At 36.0% G+C, this 12,621-nt stretch carries 7 protein-coding genes; 5 read left to right on the forward strand and 2 right to left on the reverse strand.

The features are described from left to right. Positions 1-163: 163 nt before the first annotated feature. Entirely contained in the window at positions 164-928 is a 765-nt protein-coding gene (locus QP953_RS02030; RefSeq protein ID WP_309553800.1) for a hypothetical protein, read from the reverse strand. Positions 929-1,075: 147 nt separating this feature from the next. Beyond that, positions 1,076-1,774, reverse strand: a complete 699-nt coding sequence (locus QP953_RS02035; protein WP_052598142.1) for a hypothetical protein — start codon at positions 1,772-1,774, stop codon at positions 1,076-1,078. A gap of 256 nt (positions 1,775-2,030) precedes the next feature. On the opposite strand from QP953_RS02035, the gene QP953_RS02040 reads away from it, so the two are divergent. From QP953_RS02040 to QP953_RS02060, 5 genes are all read left to right on the forward strand, one after another. Then, the gene (locus tag QP953_RS02040; protein ID WP_309553801.1) at positions 2,031-3,878 is read left to right on the forward strand and encodes a tetratricopeptide repeat protein; all 1,848 of its coding nucleotides are present in this window, start codon (positions 2,031-2,033) and stop codon (positions 3,876-3,878) included. 1,020 nt (positions 3,879-4,898) lie between these two features. Continuing rightward, on the forward strand, positions 4,899-7,241 hold the full coding sequence (locus tag QP953_RS02045; protein WP_052598145.1) for a two-component regulator propeller domain-containing protein: 2,343 nt from the start codon (positions 4,899-4,901) through the stop codon (positions 7,239-7,241). A gap of 116 nt (positions 7,242-7,357) precedes the next feature. Further along, a complete protein-coding gene (locus QP953_RS02050) occupies positions 7,358-9,745 on the forward strand; it encodes a hypothetical protein (RefSeq protein WP_309553802.1) in 2,388 nt (795 codons plus the stop codon). A gap of 31 nt (positions 9,746-9,776) precedes the next feature. Then, a complete protein-coding gene (locus QP953_RS02055; protein WP_309553803.1) occupies positions 9,777-11,201 on the forward strand; it encodes an MBOAT family O-acyltransferase in 1,425 nt (474 codons plus the stop codon). Positions 11,202-11,205: 4 nt separating this feature from the next. Beyond that, positions 11,206-12,597, forward strand: coding sequence for a hypothetical protein (locus QP953_RS02060; protein ID WP_309553804.1), 1,392 nt, complete (start codon positions 11,206-11,208; stop codon positions 12,595-12,597). The last annotated feature ends 24 nt before the right edge of the window (positions 12,598-12,621 follow it).

Here is a 12,621-nt window from a genome sequence, read left to right on the forward strand (position 1 = left end):
AAACTTTTGTAACCGAAATAACTACTTGATACGTTTTTAATTACTTCCACACGCTGTTTGTTGACACTTGTTGTTATCGACCTAAATAAGGGAAAGGACAGAGGTGCAGTTGCGAAAAGATGGAGTTAGGGGGTGTTTGAAAACTTATCTAGCAACTCAAATTTTATAATTTTCCTTTGATAGTATAAAAATTAATTCCTTTGATAAACTCGTTTTGCTTTTGTAGTGTTTGTATTTGCGTGATTAAGCTATTGGGAATTTTATCCCAACTGGCACCATTATTATCATAAAGAATAACCCAACCATTATCTAAGTTGAAAGAAACGTATCGAATTAATTTATTGCTATTTTGTAATAACTTAATTTCTGAAATCATTTTTTCAGGAATCAATTCCCAAAAAACAGTATTGTCATCAGCAACCAAAACCCAACCTCCATTAATAGATAATCCAATACTCTTTATTGTTCTATTAGTTTGATTGAGTTCTATAATTTTGTCGATTAGAGAGGGGGCAATATTTTTCCAGTTGGCTTCATTATTATCATATAAAATAATCCAACTTTGTTTGTTGTAAGAGTTAATTGGAGAAAAAGCAATTTGTTGAATGGAAGAACCTGCTGCTTTTATATCTTGCAAGATAGCCATAAAGTCACGATGAGTACCGTCCCAAGACAGGTGCGATTCAGTTGGTTGCTGAGCTGTATTGGTATAAGAAATAACCCATCCTCCGTCAGGGGCTAAGCCAATGCAATTGACATTAGCATACGAACGAGCGGACAGTTTCTGTTGTTTTTCAAGCAACGAGTTGGGGATATCTTGAGCGGCAAATTGATTCTTGTTGAACCAAAGTGTCCAACCCTCCTGTGCTTGCGTGTTGTAACCGATACAACTAAAGAAAATAATAAAAAGTAGTGCGGTGTTTTGCATGTTAATCTGTTTTGGTAGAAGTTGTTGCAAAAGGAAACAAACTTCATGAAAAAAGCCACCGAATTAAGCTTTTGGATCTGTGTGAAAGAACGACAAAAGCTCATTAGGTGGCTTTGTATGAATAAAATTTCGAAATAATTTAGCGAGTTATTTTACGCTATCTAAGCGTTTTTGAATTTCTTCAACAATTTTTTGTTGCTCTTCAATTGTCAACTTTGTATTGCCTTGTTCTTCTTCACTTTTTTTGATATCACTTTCTGCTGTTACAATGTTGTCCTCCATTTTTTTAATGGTAGCACGGTAAGTCTCAATATCTTTTGTGCGTTGAGCTTCCTCTTTTTCTAATTTTTTGAGGGCATCTTCCAATTCTTTTAGTTTTTTCTCAGCTTCTTTTAGCTCTGCTTCAATCATATCTGCTGATACTACATTGGCAAAATCCTTTAGTATTTTCTCACCAGCAGGGTAGCGCTCGGGATAATCTTTAGAGGAGAGATAAGAAGCACCCAAATTGAACCAAACAGCTATTGCTGTTCCTTCTTGACCTCTTTCTTCGATTTTTAGAATAATATCGACGGTGTTGTCACTCATATCTTTGATCGTGGCATCGTCAGCAATATATTCGTTCATTTTACGATCGAATTTTGTCTTGCCTTTTAGCTTCTTGATGAATTTCCCCCAAGCTTTGTTGACCCCCTTTGCTGTTGTGCCAGGTAATTCCATTGTTAAGGCGTTAAAACTACCTTTGCTGTTGGCTTTTGTCTCTTCTTTGACAGGAGATTCTATTTGTCCCCAACTAGTTGACACCAAAGCCAAAAGAGCAAAAAGTGTAAGCATTAATGTTTTCATAATTTTTTGTTTTTGTTTGCTTAAAAAAAGGATTTCACAAAATAATGTTGTATTTTAGGAGTTCTCATCAAATGTGTACTCTCAACACTAAAGGGCTTATAATACTACTACTACTTTATCAATTGAAAGAGAATCATTCTTATTGATTCTGGGAATTAAGTATTTTTATAAGAAAAGTAATGTTTTGTAAAAGAAAGCTTGTCTAAAATAAGCAAAACTTGCTATCTTAGCAAAACGTTATCAAATAAAAAAAAATATGAGAATTATAATACTAGTATTTAGCGTTTTGCTAACTGTATCCAATATTCATGCCCAAAGAATACAGCACTTAAAAAAGGGAAATGCTTTTTATAAAGAAAAAGACTATACGAATGCTGTTGTAGAATACGAAAAGCTGTGGAACTCTACTGCGGGAGCGAAGCTTTTAGGGGTAGATGCAAAAATGAACTTGGCAAATAGTTACCGCTTAATGGATTATCCATTTAAAGCTAAAGAACTGTATCAGCAAGTCATGCAATACGGGGATGACCGACAATCTATTTATTTGGAATATGGAAAAGTCTTAATGTCTTTGGGAAGGTATGACGAAGCCATCAAGCAATTTGAAATATATGCTCAAAAGAACCCAGAATCGACTGAGCCAGCCGCGTTGATACAGCAATGTAAAGATATTGAGAATATTGAGCCTTTGTTTACGAATGTTGATATCTTAAACCAAGATTTGGTTAATGATACTGCTACTCGCCAAATCGGAATTACGTACTACGGAGATGGGGTTGTGTTTGCTTCGGATGAATTGGGCGAAGATTTGGGGGATATGCGCACAAGGGGCTTTTTGAATATGCGTGTAAGTGGTGTTAATGCCGAAGGAAATTTGAAACGTTCTGAAAAATTTACACAATCTTTGAATAGTAACGAACGCCACGATGGTCCTGCCGCTTTTTCAAGAGATGGTCTGCATGTATTTTATTCTCAAAGTGTTCCAACAAGAGATGGAGGAACTGTTTTGCAAATTTGGACTTCGTCTTTTCGAGATGGTCGTTGGACAGAAGCGCGCCCATTGGAATTTTTAATGCAAGGAAGTAATTTTACACATCCAACACTATCAGCCGATGGCAGAACCTTGTATTTTGCTTCTGATATGAAGGGAACATTTGGAGGGCTAGATATATGGATGAGTAATTATGAGGACAATAGCTGGACGTATCCTATTAACTTAGGAAAAGATATTAATACCGAGAAAGATGATGCTTGGCCTTATATTCATCCAGATGGAGATTTGTATTTTTCTTCAAAAGGACACCCTGGTTTTGGTGGTTATGATATCTTTCGCACTCGTCCACTTGGAAATGGAGTAGATTGGTTGCCAATCGAAAATTTAGGGCAGCCGTTTAATTCTTCTTTTAGTGACGTTTCTTTTATTATGTCAGATGATCAAACTCAAGGTTTTTTATCGTCTAATAGAGCTAAGAGTTATGATATTTTTAAATTTGTTTTGGTTGGTGCCGAAAAACAAATCTTGCCAGAGGGAATTCCACCTAGAACGAGTATTGGTATTTCAGAAATCGAACATCCTGTTATTTTAAGCGATATTCCTAAACGCCCAGATGGTATGACAGATGATGAGTACATTGCTTTTTTGGCGGATAAGGCTAACAAAGGAGAAATAGATTTACCGAAGGCTGATGAGCCAAAGAATACTCCACTTCCTGACGACAAATCAGATCCAACGAATACGGAGTCGACACCAACCAACAATCCTAGTTCAACTGGAAACCCAACCAACAATCCTCCAGTAAATACAGAACCAACACCGACACCTAGCGAAGATATTGTGCTTGCTGTTGTCTTAAAAGTAATGGATGTTGCGAATTCTAGACCTTTGAGCGATGCTAAAGTAGTTGTCAAAAATAAGTTTACACAAGAAGAAACGGTTTTGGATGTAAATGCTCAAGGAGAAATAGAGGTGCGATTAGAGCCTGATCAAAAGTATACCATCTCTGGTCAGTGTATGGGATACAAAGAAAGTTCGTTGCCTGTTTCTACCATGGGAGTTGTAGCTTCTGATCGAGTACAAGCAAACCTGCCGATGGAAAAAGAATAAACTTAGAATAAAAAAAATGAAGCCTGTATAAATGTTTTTCTAACGTACATTTATACAGGCTTTTTTTTTGAAATGCCCATTGTAGCGGGGTTTATAGAGTTGAAATAGACTAAGGTGCAAAAGAGAAAATAATCTTTTTTGAAGAATTGTAAAAAAAAATAAAAAAAGACCCAACCCTTTTTTTTTTACCCTCGTTTTCACCAATAACAGGCGTATAAAACCGTTTTTATTTAAATAAAAGGCATCTATTTCTATATCAAAATACCTTGATTAAACAGTAGAAATAGAAAACATAGTTCTAACAGTTTGAAAAATACTGCTAAAACATTACGACCAAAAAAGCAATCAGTAGTATTTTTCAACTGTTATTTTGAAATTGACTTACAACAACAACAACATACTTACAACAACAAGTTTACTTACTTACTTACTTACTTTGCAGCTTGGGATGGAATAGGTTAAAAGCTAGAGGTGGCAATCCCACCTCAACCTGTTCCTGAACTGAAACGCAACTAAAATTTAAATTGCTATTTTTATAGCGAAACATAGGGTTAAAAAGAACAGTCTTTGGCTGTTCTTTTTATATTTTAGGGATGGAACAGTGAATTGTGAGTTGGCGTTCTAGTAGGATGCTAGTATGAAATGGTTGGTGTCTACTCAAAGCAGCGTATTTCGTATTGGGCACGTTTGAAAAAACAGACTGTTAATTAATCGAATGCCGAATGAAATGGCAAAGGAATACTATTAATTACCTTGACTTGACAATATAAAACGATATTCTATAGAATCTACCTATACATTTTTTAAATTTGAGAAATATAATAGTGAAGTTGTTTAAAAGATGAATTACAATTAATTTATTTTTTATTACTACTCGTAACAATCTGTTGGAATTATACTCATAGTGCTACCCTGCAAAGGTTTGGTATCTTATGCAGTTGTAATGTAGCTAAACGTTATTAGTGGTCTGCTCTACTAAATAAATGTACAGTCTAAAGATTTAAATTAGAGTATAAGGTTATGATATATAATAAAATAAAGTGCTTAACAGCCCTGTTAGTTGCATTAATTAGTAGTCAAGTATTAGGACAAGATAATCCCGTAGCATTAGGGGAGTGGCGCTCGCACTTGTCGTATGAGAGTATGGTGGCGTTGACAGAAAGTGACGATGCCGTATTTTATGCATCTACCCAAGCTATTCTAAAAGTTTACAAGGAAGACCAATCATTAGAGCACCTCAATAAGGTTTCTGGTTTGAGCGATATGCGGATAAAAACCATAGAGTATAATCGCTCTGAGAAGCTATTGGTAATTGCTTACACAAATGGAAATATTGACTTGTTATATGATAATGGTCAAGTTGTTAATCTATCTGCTATTATTACTAATAATAACATCATTGGAGATAAGTCGATTAACCAGATTTATTGTTCTGGAAAACAAATTTATTTTTCTTGTTCTTTCGGATTGGTAGTTTATGACTTAGATATAGAGGCGTTTAGCCAAACAACGTTTACGCCAGCTGATGTAAATGCTTGTACTCAATACGGAGACACTTTATTTATAGCGACAGATCAAGGAATTTACAAAGGAATAATGGATGGTCGAAACTTGTTGGATTTTGGAACATGGCAATTTCAAGGAAGTCATGTAAATCTTAATATTGCATCGTATTCTTCTAGAAATTTAATTACATTTAATGATAGAGTGTATGCCGCAGCAAAAGATACATTGTATCAATATTATAACGGAACATGGCATCATTTTGATGGCTTCGATCAGGCAGCAGGACAGGCTATTAGCTTTTGGAGACCAACAGGAACAGGAGATTTTGTTCCACACTATAATATGTCTTTAAATTATGCCCAAAATAAATTAATTATTACGACCAATACCCCTACTTATTATTTAATTGATGTGTCCAATACAATCGAAACAAAATCGTATGCTCGCTCTTGGCGAGTTAAAGATATAGTGATTGATCAAGACAATATTCATTGGGCTGCTGATGAAGCATATATGCACAGAGATTTTAAATACATTGAACCGAACTCACCACGAAGTAATTTGGTCGCTGACATGCACGTGGATGAAGAAGGAACACTTTGGGTAGCCTCTGCTCCATATAACTCTATTACGGCTTATTTTAGTAGAAATGGCTTTTATAGTTATAAAGATGGTGAATGGAAAGAATTTAGTACAAGAACGAATGTGCTAACAGATACTTTTTGGGATCCGATTCGAATTATTAGTAACCCTGTTAACAATAAAATATACGTAGGCTCTTTTATGAGTGGTGTGTTAGAAATGGATGCTAATGGAACTGTATCTGTATTTGATCAGTATAGTTCTGATGTCCCTCTAGAAGGTACGAATGGAGATAATGCTAGAACAAGAGTATTGGGATTGGCTGTGGATGATGATGGTAATGTTTGGATGACTAATTCGGGGACTTTTGATGCCACCTTGACCGTAAGAAAACGAGATGGAAGCTGGAAAGCATTTCCTAGCACATACTTTAGCAATCAAATTCAAGTAGAGGAGGTCGTAATTGATCGAAATGGTTATAAGTGGGTGAAACATATTACTGGAAAAATAACCGTTTTTGATAGCGGAGATTTGGACGATGATACAGACGATAGAAGCATTCAGTTGGGAGATAACAATACTGTATTGCCTAACAATGATGTTAAATGCTTGGTAGCTGATAAAAATGGAACTATTTGGGTTGGAACGAATGCGGGAATTACGATCTTTAATTGTTCTTCTAATGTGTTTGACAATGACTGTGGAGGAAATCGCCCTGTTATTACGCAAGATAATTTTAATGGATATTTATTGGAAGGGGAAACCATCTTAGATATTGTGGTCGATGCTGCTAATAGAAAGTGGGTCGCAACTACCAATGGTTTGTTTTTACTTTCAGCCGATGGTTATAACCAACTCGCTTATTTTACTAAAGAAAATAGTCCTTTGTTTGACAACGAAGTCAATCATTTAGCAATAGATGGAGTTACTGGAACGGTATATATTTCTAGTACAGTTGGGATTCAGTCTTTTAGAGGTGAGGCTACTACTGGACAGAATCGAATGAAAAAAGAAAATGTAGTCGTTTTCCCTCACCCTGTAGAGCCTGGTTATACAGGACCAATTGCTATTTCTAACTTGGTAGATGAAGCCAATGTGAAAATTACAGATGCCAGTGGTCGATTGGTTTATGAGACGACTGCATTGGGAGGACAAGCAATATGGAATGGAACAGATTACAATGGAAGAAGAGCGCAGTCAGGGGTTTATTTGGTTTTTGTTGTCAATGAAGAAGGAACTCAAAAGGGCGTTTGTAAGATTTTGTTTTTGAATTAACCAATTTCTTAGTTACTTTTAGTGCTACTGACAGGATCGTTCTTTGGCAATTGCTTAAATATTGAATAGGAATTGTCAAAGAGCATTTTTATTTATAGCTTCTAAAATGGCGACTAGTGGGACAAAAAATTGCAGCTACTTATTCCAAACTCAAAGAATTCGCATCAATCATTATATTGGGGATAGCGATAGCAATTTTTACCTTCCCAAGCATTCACCTTAGTTATAACATCGGTATTGATCCACCTATGATGTGGATCTCTAATTTTTTCTTTAATACACAGTGGGAGGTAGCTCAAAATGTCATATTCCCACATGGACCACTTGCTTTTTTAGTTTATCCTACTATCTCTAATATAGAATTAGCAATTAGCGTAGAAGTCTTGCTCAAGATATTCTTATCAGCTCAATTAGTTCGGTTGATAGACTCTAAAAACTCCTTGCGATGGTTGATTGGTTTTGTCGGCGCATATGGAGTTGTTTTGTTATCGAACTTTATTTTCTTACTTATTTTTTCTATTGTATTAAGCTATTGCAATTACTTTGAAACTTCAACAAAAAGAGATAAATACATAGCTTTATTGCTAACAGGATTTGCCTTTTATATCAAGTCTTATGTTGGGATTATCACCTGTATTATTAGTGGTTCGTTTTTGTTATACGAAGCCATTGTCAAGAAAAAATACAAGCTTTTTATTGTTGATGCACTAGTCTTGTGGGCATTTATTTTTACACTTTGGCTAGCCATGTATGGTACGGGTACTGGTTTTTTTAGATACTGTTTTGGTTTGTTTAATTTAGCACAAGACAATTCTTCTGCGGCAGCGTATTATCCTGTTAACAATTGGTGGTATTTAACGCCCTTTTTAATATTTACATTTGGGTATCCTTTGGTGTATCGTTCCAAACGAAGTTTGTTTTTTGCTGCCCTTACTACATTAAGTTTATTTGCGGCATGGAAGCATGGAATGGCAAGAGAAGACGTTTATCATATTAGAGGAACGTATCATTACGCCATTATAACATTCTTATTATTCTATATTTTTAATCGCAAACAACAGCTGTCTTTTTTAGTTTTTGCAGGGGTAGCACTGGCACTTTTTAACCTAAATATGCAAAATGCTTATGCTTATCAGGCGAGAACCTATCCATTATTGGATGGGGTCGTTAATTTGGTAACTTACATAGAACGTTTGGATGCTATAAAAGTCCATGCCCAAAAAGTTACTCAAAAAAATATAGCGAGTAATCGACTGCCTCAAAAAATTGTTCAAGAAATAGGAAATGCAACGGTAGATGTATACCCTTGGGACTATACCATCATTCCTGCCAATGGCTTTAATTTTCAACCAAGACCTATCTTACAAAGTTATGCAGCTTATACATCTTGGTTGGACTTGCAAGATGCCAATCATTTTAAATCAGATCAAGCGCCAACTTATTTAATTTGGGATTTGAATAAAATTACAACGGGCTTGGATATAGGCACGATGTCTAGCTTAGATTATAGACATCTGCTGAATGATGAGCCGCAAACTATGTTGACTTTGCTCCAACACTACGAGTTGTGGTATCAAGACAAAAATTATTTGGTTTACAAACAACGCAAATACCCTTTACAGACAACTTCAAGTATCATTCGAACCAATCAAACGACATGGGGAGAATGGGTAAAGAGTCCTTCTAATATGGCGGGTTTGTTACGAGCAAAACTTTCATTTGATAAGGCTTTGGTACAAAGAATGAAGAGCTTTTTCTACAAAGACGAGCAGTTTTTTATTTATCTAAAATTTGCGGATCATTCTATCCAAAAATACAGAATTGTGCCCAAAAATGCAGTAGATGGTTTGTGGATTAACCCATTTGTAATAGATCCAACGCATCCGCACAAGCAAAAAAAGGTTGTTGCCATTGCATTGGATGCCTCAAATAAAAAAATACTTACAGATGCTTTAACGATAGATTGGGAAATAACAGATTTTGTGAACGCTCCTAATTGCCCCAATTCTTTCTTTGGGAAAAATCAACCTTCTTATGCTACAGTAGCAAAAAGCATTCAGCTATTTGAATATCCAATGGATAGCTCTTGGACAGACTATCCTAAAAGTGCTCTGACACAAACAGAGGCATTTAGTGGTAAGAACGCTTTTCGGGTAGAGCCTTCTAATTATTCTTGTTCTTACAAAATAACCTTAGATAGCTCGTGGATTAACCAAAAGATACAAATTAGTACTAGCTGTTGGGTGAAAGGAGTGGATTTAGAGGCTAGCAAAAAAATATCCTTGGTTACCTCTATTGAGCATGAAAAAGAAAGCTTACTTTGGAAAAATGAAAAACTTTCTACACATTTATTGGATGGAACGGCTTGGAATGGTATGACACAGCACCTACAATACACCCCTCAGAAGAAAGGAGAGCAATTGCAGGTTTATTGTTGGAACAATAGTCAACAACCTATATTGATAGATGATCTTCAAGTTAGCATTCAATTACTAAAAGACTAACAAGACTTAATTGCTACTAAATAGATGAAACGTGCTTTTTAACTCCATTGTATTTTTAGTGTTTTTTATTGTTTTCTTTTTGGTCTGGATTTGGGCAAAAAAAGAGGACTTGACTCGTTGGGTTTGCATTGTCGTTTTTTCTTTTGTCTTTTATGGTTGGTGGGATTGGAGATTTTTGTTTTTGATAGTATTTAGTGGTTTGGTTGATTATGGTGCTGCGCTCAGAATGCAAAAAAGAGACGTTAACAAGCGTTTTTGGCTGATAATATCCCTCATTGCCAACATCGGAAGTTTAGCAATTTTTAAATACAGTGGTTTTTTGGCAGGAACCATTGATGATATTGCTCTATTGTTTGGTGTAAATTGGGATTTGTACAGCCGTTTGCCTAGTTTTTCGCTCATTGTTCCTGTCGGAATTAGTTTTTATACGTTTCAGTCCATGAGCTACACCATAGATGTTTATAGAAACAGATTGCGGGCAACACAAAATATTTGGCACTTTTTTGCTTACTTGTCCATGTTTCCGCAGCTAGTCGCAGGTCCCATTATACGAGCCAAAGATATGCTTCAGCAATTGGCAAAAAATCAGCCTGTTGGTGCTGTTGAAATATGGTTGGGGCTTCGGTTGATGGTCTATGGTTTTTTTCAAAAAATGGTTATTGCAGACAACTTAGCTCCAATTGTAAATCAGTCGTTTTGGAACAACAATACACAACCTTCCTGTATTTATTGGTGGATGGTCATGCTTGCCTTTTCTTTTCAAATTTACTTTGATTTTGCAGGTTACAGTTCTATTGCAAGAGGTCTAGCTAAACTAATGGGTTATCGATTTAAGAGCAACTTTAACCATCCTTACCATGCTATTTCTTTGAGAGATTTTTGGTCGAGATGGCATATTTCATTGTCTACATGGTTTCGAGACTATGTCTATATTCCTTTGGGGGGAACTCGAACTTCTAAATGGAAAGGGCATTACAATATGTGGATAACTATGATAGTTTCGGGGTTGTGGCATGGTCCAGCACTTAATTTTATTATTTGGGGCGTTATACATGCCCTTTGCCTTAGTGTAGAGCGTCTGACAAAATGGCCTCAATACTTGCATCGTTTTGCAGTTGGAAAAGTAATTGCATTGGGAATAGTATTGTTTCAAGTAGTAATCGCTTGGGTCTTTTTTAGAGCACCAAGTTTTGAGAAAGCCATGGCTATTCTAGGTAACTTATTTTCTACTAATTTAGAGGGGACGAATATTATTATCACACACTATTTTAACACTGTTCTATTTTTAGGGCTGGGGATAGGAATAGAGGTTTGGTATTTTATCAAACGAAGGAACAAAACCTTGCGTTTAGCGACTAAAACTGTTCTATACGATACGGTTAGTATGTCCGTATTGATTACGGCGTGTATTTATTTCAGAGGACCTGCTTCTGAGTTTATCTATTTTCAATTCTAAATTTATGCATACGTACCATCAGAGAATCTTGTATAGCTTAGGTTTGACGCTTGTCTTGTTGGCAATAGGAGGATGGTATTTTCCTTCTATTCCTACTTCTTCGATGCAGTCCGATTGGTTTTGGAGCAATAAAGTAGCGCCCGATCGATTGTATGACGTAGTTTTTATTGGTGATTCTAGAATTTATAGAGGAATTAATCCAGAATTGATAGAGGAAGCATTAACAGTGGTCGATACATTGGATGTTTTTAATTATGGATTTTCATCGGCAGGTTTAGATACAGCCTTTATGAATGTAGGGGCAAGCTTGTTAGATTCTAATTCCAACCGACGCATGATTGTTTTAGGCGTAACGGCTTCTTCTTTGGCAGATGAAAACTTAGCCAATCCACACCATTGGCAAGAAAAAAAACGACATCCTATTGAAATTTGGCAACGCAAAAACATTAATCCTTATTTGAGTTTTTTTGATCCGACCAGCCCAGAGGTGATAAGGAACAAAGCCTTGGATAAGAAGTCAGGCTATTATCAAGTGTATAAATCTAATGGTTGGATTGCTTCTGATAAATTACCAAGAGACGAATGGATTGAATATTGGCATATTCAAAATACCTATCCCAAAGTCGAGTTTAGTACCGCTGTTCGAGAGAATTTAATACAAAAAGTAGCAGCATGGGAAGCCGAAGGAATAGAAGTATTTGGATTTCGACCTCCTGCCGCAGCGCATTTTGAAGCAATAGAAATGCAATATTATCCCGAAAAAGCGATCAAAACTCAGTTTGAAGCTGTGGGCGGAACTTGGATTGACATTCCTAACCGCACTAGTTATGTTACCTATGATGGGAATCATTTGGAGGAACAATCTGCAAGGAGGCTATCGACATTTATTGGTGAGCAAATGAAGGCAGAGTTAATAAAAGAAGATCAAGTGTTGTTAAGGAATAGTGTCTTAGATTTTGAAACGCCACCACCACCATATTGGAGCTCTTATGAGCCTAAATTGTTGCAAAACAAACAGGTATTTAAAGGTGCTACTGCTTATACCGTAAACGCTCAAACCTATTCTTGTACATATACTTATCCTTTAGACTCCTTTCTTGATCAAAATCTATATATTAGTACCTCTTGTTGGATGAAAGTAGGGCAGGAGCAGATTTCCCAAACGGCAACAGCTTTGCTGGTCTTTTCTATTCAAAATGAACAGGAAACTATTTTGTGGAGAGGGGAACGTCTACTAGAGCAAAGTTTAAACCCCAATAAATGGAATCAACTCAAAGTGGCTGATGCATACCCCAATACCTTGGCAGGGTGTACGTTGAAAGTTTATGTTTGGAATAAGGGAACAACGGATGTTATTATTGATCAATTGAAACTAGAGATATTTGTAGATAAATAACAATCAAATTTGTTAGAGGCAATT

Origin of the sequence: Aureispira sp. CCB-E, assembly GCF_031326345.1 — a bacterium.
In the GTDB taxonomy this organism is placed as follows: domain Bacteria; phylum Bacteroidota; class Bacteroidia; order Chitinophagales; family Saprospiraceae; genus Aureispira.

Excerpts from the sequence above, each read along its gene's own strand:
- QP953_RS02030 (WP_309553800.1), bottom strand. The coding sequence starts at position 928 with ATGCAAAACACCGCACTACTTTTTATTATTTTCTTTAGTTGTATCGGT.
- QP953_RS02035 (WP_052598142.1), bottom strand. The coding sequence starts at position 1,774 with ATGAAAACATTAATGCTTACACTTTTTGCTCTTTTGGCTTTGGTGTCA.
- QP953_RS02040 (WP_309553801.1), top strand. The coding sequence starts at position 2,031 with ATGAGAATTATAATACTAGTATTTAGCGTTTTGCTAACTGTATCCAAT.
- QP953_RS02045 (WP_052598145.1), top strand. The coding sequence starts at position 4,899 with ATGATATATAATAAAATAAAGTGCTTAACAGCCCTGTTAGTTGCATTA.
- QP953_RS02060 (WP_309553804.1), top strand. The coding sequence starts at position 11,206 with ATGCATACGTACCATCAGAGAATCTTGTATAGCTTAGGTTTGACGCTT.